This window comes from Ectobacillus funiculus, assembly GCF_004138295.1.
GTDB classification, from domain to species: domain Bacteria; phylum Bacillota; class Bacilli; order Bacillales; family Bacillaceae_G; genus Ectobacillus; species Ectobacillus funiculus.
In genome coordinates this window covers 82,579-100,036 of sequence record NZ_SCFM01000012.1, presented here as the reverse complement: position 1 = coordinate 100,036, position 17,458 = coordinate 82,579, and the positions used below count along the sequence as shown (strand labels likewise).

Genomic DNA, 17,458 nt, shown 5'->3' with positions numbered 1-17,458 from the left:
TTTTTCTCTGTACATAAAGCCTTGCAATTTTATTGGAAACAGCGGAAAATAGACAATGGTTTGCCAGGGGGAGGATTATACCTGCTGACAACAGTATACAGATAGAAAATGGGGCGATTTTTTGAATAGAGCAATCGGTGTTATCGATTCCGGTGTTGGCGGACTAACGGTAGCGAGAGAAATCATCCGTCAGCTGCCGAAGGAGCGCATCATTTATTTAGGAGATACGGCAAGATGTCCATACGGTCCGCGTCCGCGCGGGGAGGTACGGAAATTTACTTGGGAGTTAACCAACTACCTGCTAGCGTATGATATTAAAATGCTTGTTATCGCATGTAATACAGCAACGTCTGTTGTGCTCGAAGAAATGCAGGCAGAGCTGTCTATTCCGGTTATCGGTGTAATTCATCCAGGAGCGCGTACAGCGCTGAAGGTGACTGAAAATCATAACGTAGGTGTTATTGGTACGGTAGGGACCATTGAGAGCAGGGCATACGAGCATGCGTTGTATGCAATCCATAATGGTGTTACAGTAGAAAGTCTCGCTTGTCCACCGTTCGTTCCCTTAGTGGAAAATGGAATGTTTGGAGAAGAAGAGGCACTGGAAATTGTTGAATGCACACTTGAGCCGCTAAGGAATACGAATATTGATACGTTAATTCTTGGATGTACGCATTATCCAATCCTTGGGCCTGTGATTCAACGAGTCATGGGAAATGATGTTCAGCTAATCAGTTCTGGGGATGAAACTGCCCGAGAGGTGAGTACCATTTTGTATCACAGCGGTTTATTACATCAAGAGGATGAACAGGCGGATCATCTATTTTTAACAACTGGCCCAACAGAGAAATTTAAAGAAATTGCATCCAGCTGGTTCGGACAACCGATTGAAAATGTCCACCATATATCCCTAGGAGAATAGGGAAAGTTCTTCAAGAGACTAATTCGAAAAGAAAAACGGCTTTTATAGTGACACACGGTAAGCTTTACTGAGCACCGTGTGTTTTTTTCTGTAGGAAAGTATAAAATTCCCTTTGCAAACATAAACGTCCAGCCGGATTTTTATGTGGACAAGAAATTTCAGAGCTTCTGGTCTAAACGAAAAAAGGGCTCGTATACATATAGTACAAACCGTATGAGGAGGGGAATGGCATGCGAAAATGGGTTGTGTGCACCATTATATGCACTGCTGTACTGGCAGGCTGTGGGATAGGTGGAAACAAAACATCAACGGAACAAATTGACCCGCCAAAGGAAGTAACATATAAGGATCAAGAAGGAGCAAGCACGAAAACAGAGCCAACAGCTAAACAAGGGGAAAAGAAACAAGCGGTCAATCGAGAGCTTTATTTAGTAGATAAAAACGGCTATGTTGTTCCGCAAACGTTGGCAATTCCTACTCCGCAGGATAATGCTGTTATCAAACAAGCGCTGCAATATTTAGTCAAGGAGGGTCCTGTCACAGGAATGCTGCCTAACGGATTTAAGGCAGTGCTGCCAGCTGATACAGAAATTAACGGTGTAGATGTAAAAGATGGTGTAGCAATAGCTGATTTCTCTGAGGAGTTTAAAAATTATAAAAAGGACGAGGAACGTCGTATTGTAGAAGCTGTTACATGGACGCTGACACAATTCAAAGAAGTGAAGCAGGTGAAGTTCCGTATAAATGGAAAAGATCTTACGGCGATGCCAGTGAATAAAACACCAATTGGCAATGGCGTGAGCCGTGCAGACGGCATCAACTTTGATGATGAGCAGGTAGCGGATGTTACGAATACGAAACCGGTGACACTCTATTTCCTAGCACAAACAAATAAGCAAACATATTATTATGTTCCGGTTACACGCCGCATCGCAAACAGTGAGAAGAATGAGCTAACAGCGGTTGTCAAGGAATTGGTTAAGGGACCATCTCCGGAGTCTATGCTTTCAAGCGACTTGAATCCTGATGTAAAGCTGCTAGGGGAGCCGAAGTATGAAGGCGGCAAAGTCACGTTGAATTTTAATGAGAATATTTATGGCAGCCCAGATAAAAATATTATTTCGACATACGTACTAAATTCACTTGTGCTATCGTTGACTGAACAAAAAGGCGTTGACAGTGTATCTATCGAGGTGAATGGCAAGTCTGATATTGCAAATGAACAAGGGCAGAAGCTGACAAAGCCGGTGACACGACCACAAAATGTGAATACAGGTAGTTTTTAAGGAATAGAATTTGATATACTTGTGAAGAAGGAGAGAGTGACTCTCCTTCTTCTTTTTCACTGTAGAAAACTATAAATTTTCAGCTGAAAGTCATTCGACGTAGTCGGAAATTTTAAGAATACAGTATAAGTGCAATTACGCCTCTGTCTTCGCCCAAAGGCAGGGCTTGTCAGTCGGCGAGTTTTCTTTACACTGTAAGAACGTATAAATTTCTAGCTGGGAGATCATTCGACGTAAGGAGAAATTTTAGGAATACAGTATAAGTGCAATTATGCCTCTGTCTTCGCCCGAGAGCAGGGCTCGCCAGTCGGCGAGCTTTCTTTACACTGTAAGAACGTATAAATTTCTAGCTGGGAGATCATTCGACGTAAGGAGAAATTTTAGGAATACAGTATAAGTGCAACTACGCCTCTGTCTTCGCCCGGGAGCAGGGCTCGCCAGTCGGCGAGTTTTCTTTACACTGTAAGAACGTATAAATTTCCAGCTAGAAGTGAATTCGACGTAGTCGGAAATTTTAAGAATACAGTATAAGTGCAACTACGCCTCTGTCTTCGCCCAAAGGCAGGGCTCGCCAGTCGGCGAGTTTTCTTTACACTGTAAGAACGTATAAATTTCCAGCTAGAAGTGAATTCGACGTAGTCGGAAATTTTAAGAATACAGTATAAGTGCAACTACGCCTCTGTCTTCGCCCAAAGGCAGGGCTCGCCAGTCGGCGAGTTTTCTTTACACTGTAAGAACGTATAAATTTCCAGCTAGAAGTGAATTCGACGTAGTCGGAAATTTTAAGAATACAGTATAAGTGCAACTACGCCTCTGTCTTCGCCCAAAGGCAGGGCTCGCCAGTCGGCGAGTTTTCTTTACACTGTAAGAACGTATAAATTTCCAGCTAGAAGTGAATTCGACGTAGTCGGAAATTTTAAGAATACAGTATAAGTGCAACTACGCCTCTGTCTTCGCCCAAAGGCAGGGCTCGCCAGTCGGCGAGTTTTCTTTACACTGTAAGAACGTATAAATTTCCAGCTAGAAGTGAATTCGACGTAGTCGGAAATTTTAAGAGTACAGTATAAGTGCAACTACGCCTCTGTCTTCGCCCAAAGGCAGGGCTCGCCAGTCGGCGAGTTTTCTTTATCATACATAAGTGTAAATAGGCTATACTACAGATAGAGTAGGATGGCAAGGAGGTATTTTTATGAGAGTGGATGGACGCCAAAAGGATGAATTGCGCCCTATACATATGCAAACGCATTACATAAAGCATGCTGAGGGCTCTGTCCTCATTGAAGTTGGGGATACAAAGGTAATTTGTACAGCAAGTATTGATGATCGTGTTCCGCCTTTTATGAGGGGAAAAGGGAAGGGTTGGATTACGGCAGAGTATGCGATGCTGCCTCGCGCGACAGAACAGCGCACGATTCGCGAATCCAGTAAAGGCAAGGTATCAGGACGCACAATGGAAATTCAGCGTTTGATCGGCCGCGCACTTCGAGCAGTTGTGGACTTGGATACGCTTGGGGAGAAGACGGTATGGATTGATTGTGATGTCATTCAAGCGGACGGCGGCACAAGAACCGCTTCTATTACAGGAGCATTTGTCGCGATGGTGCTGGCATTTCAAAAGCTTGTTGAAATAGGAAAGCTCCCAGCTGTTCCTGTTAAGGATTACCTAGCCGCAACATCTGTAGGAATGATAGAGGATGCGGGGGTTGTGCTTGATTTAAATTATGCCGAGGATTCCAAGGCACAGGTTGATATGAACATTGTAATGACAGGGAAAGGACAGTTCGTGGAATTGCAAGGAACAGGTGAGGAAGCGACATTCAGCAAAGAAGAGTTGCATCAGCTTTTAGAAACGGCAGAATTCGGCATTCAACAGCTAATTGAGCTGCAAAAAGAAGCGTTAGGTGAAATTGCACAAAAAATTGGGTAAAGGTTGGGGCGAATATGAAGCAAGTGGTCATAGCAACAAAAAATGCAGGTAAGGTTCGTGAATTCGAACGATTATTTGAGAAATTTGATCTAGAGGTGAAATCTCTCTATGATTACGCGGATGTTGAAGAGGCAGAGGAGACAGGCGATACATTTGAAGAGAATGCTATTATTAAAGCAGAAGCCTTAAGCAAGCAAATCCAACAAATTGTAATTGCCGACGACTCTGGTCTCATCGTGGACGCCTTAAATGGTAAGCCGGGTGTTCGCTCTGCGCGTTATGCGGGTGAAGATAAGAATGATGAAGCAAACATGCAGAAGGTGCTGCAAGGATTGAAGAATGTCCAGGAAGAAAAGCGGACAGCCCGTTTTTACTGTGCCCTTGCCGTTGCGTTTCCAGAAGAAGACAAAAAAACAGTGATTGTAAATGGGACATGCGAAGGGAAAATCCTAGAGCAAAAGCGCGGTGACAAAGGATTCGGCTACGATCCTATTTTTTACGTAGAAGAGTTTAAACGATCGATGGCAGAATTATCCCCCGAAGAAAAAAATAAAGTAAGCCACCGTGGTCGTGCGCTTCGCAAACTTGAGCAAAAAATTCCGGTGTGGTTTTTAGGAGAGAAGTCCGACGATTTTGATGATTTGTAATGGGGGAGAAGAATGAAGGCTTTAATTGTAAGTGATAGTCATGGTTTAACTGGGGAATTGCAAGAATTGAAGCAAAAGTACGAGAATACGGTAGATATCATGATTCATTGCGGTGATTCTGAGCTTTCGCCGCAGCAGACAGAACTGCACGGTTATCAGGTCGTAAATGGAAATTGTGATTTCGGCAGTTCGTATCCGAATGAAATCATACAGGATGTACAAGGTATTCGCTTCTTTGTCACACACGGTCATTTGTACAATGTAAAGGCTACAATGCAAAACCTGCTGTACCGGGCAAAAGAAGCTGGAGCGCATCTCGCGTGCTTCGGACACTCGCATATTATGGGTGCAGAAGTTGTAGACGGCGTTCTTCTCATCAATCCGGGAAGCATATTACTGCCGCGCTTGCGCAGAGAAAAAACATATGCAATTGTAGAAGTGGAAGGTCATGATGCTTCTGTTGCTTTTTATGATTTGAATGGAAGACTTGCTGCGCAGCAAACTTTTCAGCTTGGTTAGAGAAAAAAATTCTCTAACCACCTGAAAAGGTGTTGACTTTCACTTTGAATGTGAATATAATAAGAATTGTCGATAGGACGACAGCACTTAATACTAAGTGCGGGTGTAGTTTAATGGTAGAACTTCAGCCTTCCAAGCTGATAGCGTGGGTTCGATTCCCATCACCCGCTCCAATAATTTTATATGTCCCAGTAGCTCAGCAGGATAGAGCAACGGCCTTCTAAGCCGTCGGTCGGGAGTTCGAATCTCTCCTGGGACGCTTTATAAGAGAAAAGGTTGGTATGTCAAGGATGTTCATGGTTAGTCATAACTAGAACTGTCCGATGTATACCAGCCTTTTTTGTTGTTTTTTGATGTAGCTGTCGAACGCTTCTGTGGGCGTTTTTGGCACGTTTATTAGAATAGACAGTAAAATTAGCTGGAATAAAAAAACTGAGCACGGGTGATTTTCCCGTGCTCAGTTTTTTTATTGTTTTTTTACAGCATTAAGAGCTTCGGTATTGGAATTCTTAGGAGCGAAATAACCTTCTGTATTTACAACAGCAGTTTGCTCCTGATACTGACCATCAGCGTGCTTTTTCTTTTTTACATGCGGATCTTGATTGTTTCCCATGTTTATCACCTCCACCGATAGTATGCTCCACCGCTCGAAAAAAAACTTTCGCAGAAGTGTCAAAACAGTCAGTTTCGTGTGGTATTAGATAGTGTAGGGCTTAACGGTCATGTAAGAAATTACACCTGTTATTGACTTCAACATTGAATGATATAGAAGGTCTTTTGTTTTGACTAAGTGGTATAAAGTCATTGCAGTATAAAAATAACATAACGGTAAAATAACCCAATGTTTTTACAGTTTTGTGAATTTGAAATAGGAAGAGTTTCCTATTTGTTGTAATTTTTTCCGAGATAAACAGCGTATTGCACTAAGAGTTTATGCAAAAATGATAGTCTGTTCTTCGACCGAAGCATTATAACGCAAGCGGAATAATGTTTACATAGTGTAGTGGGGAAGGGTGAAATAAAACTTGCATTTTACAATTGGATGGAATCTGAATTAGAAAAAGCGTTGACGACTCTCCAAAATCTGTTACAGGTATCCAAACCTAATTTGCATGAGGAATCGCTTGTTCCAATTGATCTATGTCAGGAGTTAGAGTCTCTATTGTTTTTATTCCAAGAAAGACTTTATAACGTGAAACTAGAAATGGATTTAAGGGATTCGGAGAGAAAAATCATTGGAAAAAGAAACTTATTTCTAAAAGCATTTTTTAATCTAATAAAGAACGCGATTGAGGCTATTCAGGACACAGGAAAAATTAAAATTGAACATTACTATCAAAATGAATGGATTCATATAAAAGTGAGTGATACAGGAGTAGGAATCCCTGAAGATAAAGTGAAAATGCTGGGAACACCATTTTTTTCTACTAAAAGCGAAGGGACAGGTCTGGGTCTAACTCTAACTCAAGTGTTTACAACTATACATAAACACGGAGGAAATATCTCCGTTCACAGTACGATTAACAGAGACCCAAACAATAAAATTTCCTTGATTCTCTTTCGTTGTACATACCTCCACCATATTATCCAGGGAACAATCCAGATACATAAAAGCAACCACCATTGAAAAGTAAATAAATCGTGATGAAGCCAGTAGTCTGTAAGCATCTTCTGTAATTTATGTTGGAGGTCTTGTATTTCTTTAAAGCTTGGATAGGATTCTTTCAGTGGATTCACCCCCCATTTTACTTTGATAGGATGCCCATTTATAGCTAGAAAATGAAATGCTTAGTAAAGATAATTGTTTTTATTCCTATAAATTGCAAAGATATTAGAAAAGCGATAGTATAAGAACCTACATTCGGGGTTTTTTTACACTTTAAAAAAGTATAAATTTCTAGCTAGAAGCCAATTCGACGTAGTGAGAAATTTTAGGAATACAGTATAAGTAGGGCTACGCCTCTGGCTTTGCCCAAAGGCAGGGCTCGCCAATCGGCGAGTTTTCTTTAAAGTGATGTGGCATAAAAGGTGTTGGAAGAAATCAATTGTAATGGCTATCTTTCGGCGGAGAGTGGATTTCATACAGGAAAGGCTAGGCGTTGAGTTGAGTATTTGAGATAGCAGATAAATAAGAAGTCTTGTTGCTTGCGTGCCTTGTGGGATACAAACTACAAGGCTTTACGCATAGTTTAGATAGAACCATCATTACAAGGAAGAAACCATAAATTTCTATGCGAAATATGCCATATATTGTGTTTCAAACCTTCTTCTGCTATAGTACCTTTAAGTGTAGAAAACCTTAAAAAGAGGCGAAGGTATGGAGGAAAAAGAGAAAACGGTCATTATGTTTCCGAACCTGAGTGACCGTTTGCGGGAAAAAGGTTTTGATTCTTTACATAACAAACAATTTTCTGAGGCGCTAGACTGTTTTAACCAGTTAGGTGAATATGGGTTTGAGGATGAGGAGTCAGAGTTTGCTGCAGTTGTCTGTCTAATAGAGCTTCATGATTTAAAGGAAGCGAGAAAGCGGTGCGGAGCGCTATTAAAGAGGAGTGACAGACTATTTTTTGAGGTACTCGAGATGTATCTTTCCGTTTTGCTGCAGCAGCATGACTATCAAGCGGTTGCAGAAGTAGTTCATTTTGCTTTAGCAGATCGTGAGCTTTCTAATGAACAAAGAGAAAAGCTATATCCGTTGCTTTCGTTTGCCGAAAAAATGGAAGGATTAGAAAGTGAGATTCCGAAATCACCTGAGGAGGAAGAGGTAGAGACAGCGTTAGGGACACGTGATGTAGCTAAGCAGCTGCAAGCTCTATATAGTTTGAGGCAGCGCGGTTCTATGCCAGCCGGTCCATTCGTTGCACGCTTTCTTGAGGATGAAACGAATCATCCGTATGTAAAGTCCGTTTTGTTGCAGCTCTTGATGGAAAGCGGTGTTCGTGATGAGGTTTCCGTGACGAAGTTTGGCAGAACCATGTCTGTTGTTCCTTGTGAACTTCCCGATATAAAGGAAGATACTTTTGTTACCGGTGTACTGCTTGAGGCGGAGAGAGGAACAGGCGGACAAAACCCCACGATGATCCAGGCCTTAGCGGAGTATTGGTATGAAATCATGTTCCTTGTTTTTCCATTTTCTCTTCTTCCTCTTGATGTTCGAGTTTGGGCAGCTGTTCTTGAGAAAATTGGAAATGAGCGTTTTATGCTGTCACCGATTGATGAACAAATTGTTTCCCGTTACGGCATCTCCCAAGCTGACATGGAAGAAGCTTATTCACAGCTTTTGAAGATTGAGCAGGAAGGGCTGCTGCCGCTGTAAAGAAAACTCGCCGATTGGCGGAGATAGGGGCATATTTGTACTTACACTGTATTCTTAAAATTCCCAACTACGTCGCATGACTTCCAGTTGGAAATTTATACTTTCTTACAGTGTAAAGAAAAAGAACGTACGGTGATGTTGAAACGATAATATTCTATGTTATAATGTAATGGTTGCAGGAGGCAGATTCCTGCCTTTTTCGTGAAGCAAGTAAAGCAACAGCACTTTACTCAGTTTCGTATTGTTCTCGGACATACATACCGAGTCATAATAGTTTATTAATATCGTTGTTGGAGGGAAAGAATAAATGGTTGCAAAGTGGGAAAAATTAGAAGGTAGCGTTGGCGTACTAACAGTAGAGGTTGACGTTGCAGAAGTAAACCAAGCGTTAGATGCAGCATTCAAGAAGGTTGTAAAAACAATTAATGTACCTGGTTTCCGTAAAGGGAAAATGCCTCGTCCATTGTTCGAGCAACGCTTTGGCGTAGAGTCTTTATATCAAGATGCGTTAGACATTATTTTACCACAAGCATATTCAAGTGCAGTGGATGAGACAGGAATCTTCCCTGTTGCGCACCCTGAAATTGACGTCGAGCAATTAGAAAAGGGAAAAAATCTAATCTTTACTGCGAAGGTAACAGTAAAGCCTGAAGTGAAATTGGGCGAATACAAAGGCTTAGAGCTTACAAAAGAAGACGAAACTGTAACAGATGAAGATGTAGCAAACGAATTGACAAAGCTGCAAGAGAAGCAAGCTGAGCTTGTTGTGAAAGAAGACGGCGCAGTTGAAAACGGCGATACAGCTGTAATTGATTTCGAAGGCTTTGTTGACGGTGCAGCATTCGAGGGCGGAAAAGGCGAGAACTATTCTCTTACAATCGGTTCCGGTACATTCATCCCAGGCTTTGAAGAGCAATTAGTTGGCTTAAAAACAGGCGAAGAGAAGGATGTAGAAGTAGCGTTCCCTGAAGAATACCATGCTGCTGATTTAGCTGGCAAGCCTGCTGTATTCAAAGTAAAAGTACACGAAATTAAAGCACAAGAGCTTCCTGCTTTAGACGATGAGTTCGCGAAAGACGTAAACGAGGAAGTTGAAACGCTTGATGAATTAAAAGCGAAGCTTCGTGCTGACCTAGAAGAAAGCAAAAAACGCGATGCGGAAAACAAACTTCGTGACGATGCGGTAGCTAAAGCTGTTGCAAATGCAGAAGTTGAAATTCCAGCAGCGATGATTGAAACAGAACTAGGCCGCATGCTTCGTGAATTCGAGCAACGCCTTCAATATCAAGGCATGAACCTAGAATTGTACTACCAATTCACAGGTACAGACGAGGCTGCTCTGAAAGGGCAAATGCAAGAAGATGCGCAATCCCGCGTAAAAACAAACCTTGTGCTTGAAACGATTATTGAGGCAGAGGGTATCGAAGCAGCAGACGAAGCGGTAAATGAAGAAGTACAAAAAATGGCTGAAATGTACAACATGACAGCTGAGGCTGTAACACAAGCTCTTGGAAGTCTTGAAGGACTAAAAGAAGACTTGAAAATTCGCAAGGCAGTTGATTTCCTAGTGGAAAGCAGCAAAGTTACTGCGTAAATTATATATAAACAGGGCGCGATGTTTGATCGTGCCCTGTTTTATAAGGAAAGCCTTTTTTGAGAAGAGAACTTTGTTTCGATCAGTGATATAAGACTCGCCATACATATAAGGATCGAAAAGCTTTTCTGATAGAGGGGAATAGTTTACTGCAGGAGCAAACTGGACTGTGGCTGCTTTTCTTTACACTGTAAGAAAGTATAAATTTCCAGCCGAAAGCAAATTTGATGTGGTTGGAAATTTTAGGAGTACAGTGTAAGTACAACTACGCCTCTGTTTTCGCCCAGGGACAGGGCTCGCAAACAGCGAGTTTTCTTTATAACCATTTTTCTTGGATTGCAGGAAAACGCTTAAGTGACACAGAATATATATTTTTTAAAGGTTGTAAAAAATTTGCCCTGTACATATGAAACCATATAATTTGTATTTCTAAGCACATAGTGACATAATATGTATTTACATACGGTAGTAATTTCATTCTACATATAGTGGGTACTGTTTCTAGCACTTTTTAAGGGGTGTGAAGGTATGTTTAAATTTAATGATGAAAAAGGGCAATTAAAATGTTCTTTTTGCGGTAAAACGCAAACGCAAGTGCGTAAGCTTGTAGCAGGACCAGGAGTTTATATTTGCGATGAGTGTATTGAACTTTGTACTGAAATCGTTCAAGAGGAGTTATCTAAGGACGATGAAGTAGAATTCAAGGATGTTCCAAAACCAGCAGAGATCCGCGAGATTTTGGCTGAATATGTAATCGGACAAAATAAGGCAAAAAAAGCTTTGGCAGTTGCAGTATACAACCACTATAAACGTATTAACTCTAACAGCAAGATTGATGATGTTGAATTGTCGAAAAGCAATATCGCCCTAATTGGACCGACAGGAAGCGGTAAAACGTTATTGGCACAAACCTTGGCACGTATTTTGAACGTTCCGTTTGCAATTGCCGATGCGACTTCTTTAACAGAAGCCGGGTATGTCGGAGAAGATGTAGAAAATATTTTGTTAAAGCTGATTCAGGCAGCTGATTACGATGTAGAGAAAGCAGAAAAAGGGATTATCTACATAGACGAAATTGATAAAGTAGCACGTAAGTCTGAAAATCCTTCAATTACACGCGATGTGTCAGGAGAAGGTGTGCAGCAGGCACTTTTGAAAATTTTAGAAGGTACGGTTGCCAGCGTTCCGCCACAAGGAGGCCGCAAGCATCCGCATCAGGAGTTTATTCAAATTGATACAACAAATATTCTCTTTATTTGCGGTGGAGCATTTGATGGCATCGAACAAATCATTAAGCGCCGCCTAGGCAAAAAGGTTATTGGCTTTGAGACAGGTACGGCAAAGAAACATGTAGATGACGAAAAAGTTCTATCACATGTGCTTCCAGAGGATTTGTTGAAGTTTGGTTTGATTCCTGAATTCATCGGTCGTCTTCCAGTAATTGCAAACTTGGAGCAATTGGATGAGGATGCACTTGTTGAAATTTTGACAAAGCCGAAGAATGCGCTTGTGAAGCAATATCAAAAGCTTCTAGAACTCGATGATGTTGAATTAGAGTTTGAAGAAGGAGCGCTGCTTGAAATTGCTAAAAAGGCGATTGAGCGCAAAACGGGTGCACGTGGATTACGTTCCATCATTGAAGGCATTATGCTTGATGTGATGTTTGAACTTCCATCCCGCGATGATATTGAGAAATGCATTATTTCACAAGAAACCGTTGCTGATGGAGCACCGCCAAAGCTTGTGCTTCATGACGGTACGATATTAGAGCAAGGCACAAAAACATCAGCGTAATGTATAGAGAGAAACAGCAATTGTCCACAATTGCTGTTTCTTCTTATGTTTATCCTACACCTTACTCGGAGATACTAGAAGAAAATAGTAGGGTTTGGGAGGGATTGTGATGAGCTGGACGAACATCATTTTGCTCATTCAGTTGGCGCTTGGTGTAATTGTTGGTCTCTACTTTTGGCATTTGCTTAGAAGTCAGCGCACGCAAAAGGTTTCAATTGATAAAGAGTCACGAAAAGAGATGGAGCAGCTCCGAAAAATGAGGATGGTTTCCTTGACAGAGCCGCTTGCTGAACGAGTGAGGCCATCTTCGTTTGCTGATATTATTGGTCAAGAGGATGGCATTAAAGCGCTAAAAGCAGCGCTGTGCGGACCAAATCCGCAGCACGTCATTATATACGGCCCTCCGGGAGTCGGCAAAACAGCTGCTGCTAGGCTTGTGCTAGAGGAAGCGAAAAAAAATGCGAAATCTCCATTTCGTGCAGCATCTGTCTTCGTTGAGCTTGATGCAACAACAGCACGTTTTGATGAAAGAGGAATTGCAGATCCCCTGATTGGTTCAGTGCATGACCCGATTTATCAGGGAGCCGGAGCGATGGGGCAGGCCGGAATTCCGCAGCCGAAAAAGGGAGCAGTAACTGATGCACACGGCGGTATCCTCTTTATTGATGAAATTGGGGAACTGCATCCGGTTCAAATGAACAAAATGCTTAAGGTGCTTGAGGATCGAAAGGTCTTTTTAGAAAGTGCATATTATAGCGAAGAAAACACAATGATTCCTACATATATTCACGACATTTTTCAAAATGGTTTACCAGCTGATTTTCGTCTCGTCGGCGCAACAACTAGATCACCAGAGGAAATCCCTCCGGCAATTCGTTCCCGCTGTCTGGAAGTTTTTTTCCGGGAGCTTGATACGGAAGAGGTTGAAGCGGTTGCTTTAAATGCGGCATCTAAAGTAAATCTAGAAATCGGGCGGAAAGGGCTGACTATGATTGGGCAATATGCCCGAAACGGTCGTGAAGCCATTAATCTTGTGCAAATTGCAGCTGGGATGGCGATTAATGAAAATCGTTCGTATATTCAGGATGAAGATATTGAGTGGGTTATCCACTCTAGCCAGCTTACACCAAAGCATGAAAAACGTATTTATCCAATTCCGAGAATCGGTCTGGTAAACGGCTTGGCCGTATATGGTCCGAACATGGGAGCTCTTTTAGAAATTGAAGTAACAGCGATACCGACGGATGGAAAAGGGTCGCTTATGATTACAGGAATTGTAGAAGAGGAAAGTATCGGAAGCCAGACAAAGTCGATTCGTCGTAAAAGTATGGCCAAAGGGTCTGTTGACAATGTCACGACAGTTCTTCGCTCACTTGAATTACTTCCGCAAGGGTATGATGTACATATTAACTTTCCAGGAGGAGTACCGGTAGATGGTCCATCTGCGGGTATTGCAATGGCGGTTGGTGTATACTCTGCGGTACACGGCGTATATGTGAAAAATGAAATTGCAATGACTGGTGAAATAAGCATTCATGGAGAAGTAAAGCCGGTAGGCGGTGTGTATGCGAAGATTAAAGCGGCAAAAAAAGCAGGAGCCAAAATGGTTCTCATTCCTGCAGAAAATATGCAGCCAATCTTATATTCCATTAAAGGTATTGAAATTGTACCCGTTCGGCATATGAAGGAGGTACTGGCACGAGCGATTGTTTCTGCTCCTTCCTCTACGCGTACTAGTATCGAAGCTATTCAGTCTTCCTTTAATGAGGGGGATATTCAATCTATATAATTGGGCAGGTCTCGCCAATCGACGAGTTTTCTTTACGCTGTAGAAACGTATAAATTTCTAGCTAGAAGTTATTCGATGTAGTCAGAAATTTTAGGAATATAGTGTAAGTGCAGCTACGCCTCTGTCTTCGCCCAAGGGCAGGGCTAGCTTTAAGAAACAGCAATCGGCTGCCCAGCTGGTTACTTGTGTTTGACTTCGTTTAGGCCTTGCTGCTGAAGCGAAGTCCATTTTTCGTTTTTCGTCCTTTTTAACACTTTAAGAAAGTATAAATTTCTAGCTGGGAGATCATTCGACGTAGCGAGAAATTTTAGGAATAAAGTATAAGGGCAACTACACCCCTGTCTTTGTCCACGGTTTGTTTGGCTCCCGCAGCAAAATAAACCGTATCTGCTTTTCTTATGTCTCAGAAATTGCATAACAGTTCTGTTGTAATATACAATAATTGAACAGGGAATTTATAAATCGGAGGTGCTATTACAACATGAAGGATAACGAAAGGGTTATTCCCCTCCTGCCATTGAGAGGCATTCTTGTGTATCCAACGATGGTTCTACATCTTGATGTAGGACGAGAAAAATCGATACAAGCGCTCGAAAATGCAGCGATAGACGACAATATTGTGTTTTTAGTGATGCAAAAAGATGTAAATATTGACGAGCCGCATAAAGATGATTTGTATCCGATCGGTACGCTGGCAAAGGTGAAGCAAATGCTAAAGCTGCCGAATAATACGGTACGTGTGCTTGTAGAAGGTTTACATAGGGCAGAAATACAGGAACTTTTGGAGGAAGAAGATGTTACGAATGCTGCTGTTCGCATCTTAGAGGATGAGGAAGCAGGAGACTTAGAGGAGAAAGCATTGATGCGTTCATTGCTTGAACAATTTGACGAATACATCAAGTTATCTAAGAAAATCTCCAACGAGGTATTTGCGACTGTTGCAGATATAGATGAGCCTGGACGTTTAGCTGATTTAATTTCCTCTCATCTGCCGTTGAAAACAAAGGAAAAGCAGGAAATATTGGCTATTACTAATATTAAAGAACGGCTGCAGACGCTTATTGCTCTCATTCAAGACGAGCAGGAGCTGTTAAATCTTGAAAAGAAGATTGGGCAGCGTGTAAAGCGTTCAATGGAACGAACACAAAGAGAGTATTTTCTTCGTGAACAGATGAAGGCAATCCAAAAGGAGCTTGGCGACAAGGAAGGAAAAGGCGGGGAAGTAGAAGAGCTGCGGGATAAAATTGAGAACTCCGGCATGCCAAACGAGACAAAGCAAGCGGCGCTTCGCGAGCTGGATCGTTACGAAAAGCTGCCAGCTAGCTCTGCTGAGAGCGGAGTTATTCGTAATTATATTGATTGGTTGTTGTCGCTTCCTTGGACGGAAGCAACAGAAGACATTTTGGACATTGAGCGTGCTGAAGGAATTTTGGATGAAGATCACTTTGGACTCGAGAAGGTAAAAGAGCGTGTACTAGAGTATCTTGCCGTACAACAGCTCACCCGCTCCTTAAAGGGACCTATTCTCTGTCTTGTTGGTCCTCCAGGCGTCGGGAAAACATCGCTTGCCCGTTCGATTGCAAGATCATTAAACCGTAATTTTGTTCGTATTTCCCTAGGCGGTGTGCGTGACGAATCAGAGATTCGAGGTCACCGAAGAACGTACGTTGGAGCAATGCCTGGCCGCATTATTCAAGGGATGAAGAAAGCGAAAACGATTAATCCAGTGTTTCTATTAGATGAGATCGACAAAATGTCAAGTGATTTCCGAGGAGATCCGTCTGCAGCCTTGCTGGAGGTGTTGGACCCGGAACAAAATCATAATTTTAGCGATCATTACATTGAAGAGCCGTACAATTTATCGAAGGTGATGTTTATTGCTACCGCTAATACGCTCTCTAGCATTCCAGGCCCGCTGTTGGATCGGATGGAGGTTATCTCGATTGCCGGATATACGGAACTAGAGAAAGTGCATATCGCAAGCGACCACTTGCTTCCAAAGCAGGTGCAGGAGCATGGCCTTAGTAAAGGAAAACTGCAGGTTCGAGAAGATGCCCTATTAGATATTATTCGTTATTACACACGTGAGGCCGGTGTTCGGACACTTGAACGTCAGCTCGCAACAGTGTGTCGCAAAGCAGCTAAAATTCTTGTTACGGAAGATAGAAAGCGCATTGTTGTAACAGAGAAGAGTGTGGTAGAGTTTCTTGGCAAAAAGAGATTCCGCTATGGAGAAGCAGAGCATCAGGATCAGGTTGGTGTAGCAACTGGTCTTGCTTACACGGCAGCGGGCGGAGATACGCTTGCAATTGAAGTGTCGCTATATCCTGGAAAAGGAAAGTTAATTTTGACAGGAAAGCTTGGCGATGTTATGAAGGAATCAGCACAGGCGGCATTCAGCTATATTCGTTCCCGTGCGGCTGAGCTGCATATCGACCCTGATTTCCATGAGAAAAATGATATTCACATCCATGTACCAGAAGGAGCCGTGCCAAAGGATGGACCGTCTGCCGGGATTACGATGGCAACGGCACTTATCTCAGCCCTCACAGGCAGGCCTGTTAGCAGAGAGGTTGGCATGACAGGAGAAATTACTCTGCGCGGACGTGTATTACCGATTGGCGGTCTAAAGGAAAAATCACTGAGTGCGCACCGCGCTGGACTGAAAAAGGTGATTATCCCGGCAGACAATGAAAAGGATCTCGATGATATTCCAGAGAGTGTAAAGGAAAACCTAACCTTTGTGCCGGTATCACATCTTGATGAGGTGCTAAAGCATGCGTTAGTAGGAGTGAAGCAATGAAAGTAACGAAATCAGAAATTGTCATCAGCGCTGTGAAGCCCGCGCAATATCCAGAAGGTGATCTTCCGGAAATTGCTTTGGCAGGGCGCTCTAATGTCGGAAAATCGTCCTTTATTAACAGGATGATTAACCGAAAAAGCCTAGCCCGTATTTCTTCTAAGCCTGGAAAAACACAAACATTGAATTTTTATATTATTAACGATGTCATGTATTTTGTAGACGTGCCTGGTTACGGTTATGCCAAGGTATCAAAGTCAGAAAAAGAGACGTGGGGTAAAATGATTGAAACGTATTTTACCGGACGTGAGCAGCTTAAGGCAGTTGTTCAGATTGTGGATTTACGTCATCCCCCTACAAATGACGATGTTATGATGTATGACTTCTTAAAGCATTATGAGATTCCTGTTATTGTGATCGCAACGAAGGCTGATAAAATCCCAAAGGGAAAATGGCAAAAGCATTTGAAGGTTGTCAAGGAGACGCTGGACATTGAAAAGGGAGATATTGTTGTGTTATTTTCTTCCGAAACAGGGCTTGGTAAAGAGGAAGCTTGGAAAGCAATTCATACATTTACACATATACATGAACGCGAAGAGGAGAACGTGTGATGGATTCATCACACGTTTTTTCACGCTGTAGAAAAGTATAAATTTCCAGCTAAAAGTGAATTCGACGTAGTCGGAAATTTTAGGAATACAGTATAAGTAGGGCTACACCTCTGTCTTTGCCCAGGGGCAGGGCTCGCCAGTCGGTGAGTTTTCTTTACACTTTAAGAAAGTATAAATTTCTCTAGCAGGAAGACCATTCGACGTCGTGAGAAATTTTAGGAACAAAGTATAAGTGCAACTACGCCTCTGTCTT

Annotated in this window: 13 protein-coding genes and 2 tRNA genes; 14 read left to right on the top strand and 1 reads right to left on the bottom strand. The window is 42.3% G+C overall.

Annotated elements, in window-relative coordinates; genetic code table 11:
• Nucleotides 1-121: 121 nt before the first annotated feature.
• The 7 genes from racE (at nt 122) to EP737_RS09510 (ending at nt 5,560) form a co-directional block, all read left to right on the top strand.
• Entirely contained in the window at nt 122-922 is an 801-nt protein-coding gene (gene racE, locus EP737_RS09540) for a glutamate racemase (protein ID WP_129727741.1), read from the top strand.
• Nucleotides 923-1,152: 230 nt separating this feature from the next.
• On the top strand, nt 1,153-2,208 hold the full coding sequence (locus EP737_RS09535) for a GerMN domain-containing protein (protein ID WP_129727740.1): 1,056 nt from the start codon (nt 1,153-1,155) through the stop codon (nt 2,206-2,208).
• Nucleotides 2,209-3,397: 1,189 nt separating this feature from the next.
• Nucleotides 3,398-4,135, top strand: a complete 738-nt coding sequence (gene rph, locus EP737_RS09530) for a ribonuclease PH (RefSeq protein WP_129727739.1) — start codon at nt 3,398-3,400, stop codon at nt 4,133-4,135.
• A 14-nt stretch (nt 4,136-4,149) separates the two neighbouring features.
• Nucleotides 4,150-4,782 carry an XTP/dITP diphosphatase gene (locus EP737_RS09525; protein WP_129727738.1) on the top strand — a complete coding sequence of 211 codons (633 nt, stop codon included), beginning with the start codon at nt 4,150-4,152 and terminating at the stop codon, nt 4,780-4,782.
• Between the two features lie 12 nt (nt 4,783-4,794).
• Complete coding sequence (locus EP737_RS09520; protein ID WP_129727737.1) at nt 4,795-5,301, top strand: metallophosphoesterase; 507 nt, start codon at nt 4,795-4,797, stop codon at nt 5,299-5,301.
• Nucleotides 5,302-5,400: 99 nt separating this feature from the next.
• Nucleotides 5,401-5,474, top strand: a tRNA-Gly gene (locus tag EP737_RS09515).
• A 12-nt stretch (nt 5,475-5,486) separates the two neighbouring features.
• A tRNA-Arg gene (locus tag EP737_RS09510) sits at nt 5,487-5,560 on the top strand.
• 207 nt (nt 5,561-5,767) lie between these two features.
• On the opposite strand, the gene EP737_RS25505 is transcribed toward EP737_RS09510, so the two are convergent.
• Nucleotides 5,768-5,914 carry a hypothetical protein gene (locus EP737_RS25505; RefSeq protein ID WP_165350736.1) on the bottom strand — a complete coding sequence of 49 codons (147 nt, stop codon included), beginning with the start codon at nt 5,912-5,914 and terminating at the stop codon, nt 5,768-5,770.
• 429 nt (nt 5,915-6,343) lie between these two features.
• Here EP737_RS25505 and EP737_RS09505 point away from each other — a divergent pair, with 429 nt between their 5' ends.
• The 7 genes from EP737_RS09505 (at nt 6,344) to yihA (ending at nt 17,205) form a co-directional block, all read left to right on the top strand.
• Nucleotides 6,344-6,928 (top strand): ATP-binding protein, encoded by a 585-nt coding sequence (locus EP737_RS09505; RefSeq protein ID WP_129727736.1) that lies wholly within the window; start codon nt 6,344-6,346, stop codon nt 6,926-6,928.
• A 690-nt stretch (nt 6,929-7,618) separates the two neighbouring features.
• The gene (locus tag EP737_RS09500) at nt 7,619-8,617 is read left to right on the top strand and encodes a hypothetical protein (RefSeq protein WP_129727735.1); all 999 of its coding nucleotides are present in this window, start codon (nt 7,619-7,621) and stop codon (nt 8,615-8,617) included.
• 307 nt (nt 8,618-8,924) lie between these two features.
• Nucleotides 8,925-10,211, top strand: a complete 1,287-nt coding sequence (gene tig / locus EP737_RS09495; RefSeq protein ID WP_129727734.1) for a trigger factor — start codon at nt 8,925-8,927, stop codon at nt 10,209-10,211.
• A 528-nt stretch (nt 10,212-10,739) separates the two neighbouring features.
• Nucleotides 10,740-12,005 (top strand): ATP-dependent protease ATP-binding subunit ClpX, encoded by a 1,266-nt coding sequence (gene clpX / locus EP737_RS09490; protein WP_129727733.1) that lies wholly within the window; start codon nt 10,740-10,742, stop codon nt 12,003-12,005.
• Between the two features lie 109 nt (nt 12,006-12,114).
• Nucleotides 12,115-13,794, top strand: coding sequence for an ATP-dependent protease LonB (gene lonB / locus EP737_RS09485; protein WP_129727732.1), 1,680 nt, complete (start codon nt 12,115-12,117; stop codon nt 13,792-13,794).
• Nucleotides 13,795-14,275: 481 nt separating this feature from the next.
• Nucleotides 14,276-16,597: an endopeptidase La gene (gene lon / locus EP737_RS09480; RefSeq protein ID WP_129727731.1), complete on the top strand. Its 2,322-nt coding sequence runs from the start codon at nt 14,276-14,278 to the stop codon at nt 16,595-16,597.
• Entirely contained in the window at nt 16,594-17,205 is a 612-nt protein-coding gene (gene yihA, locus EP737_RS09475) for a ribosome biogenesis GTP-binding protein YihA/YsxC (protein WP_129727730.1), read from the top strand. Before lon ends, yihA begins: the two co-directional genes overlap by 4 nt.
• Nucleotides 17,206-17,458: the final 253 nt, after the last annotated feature.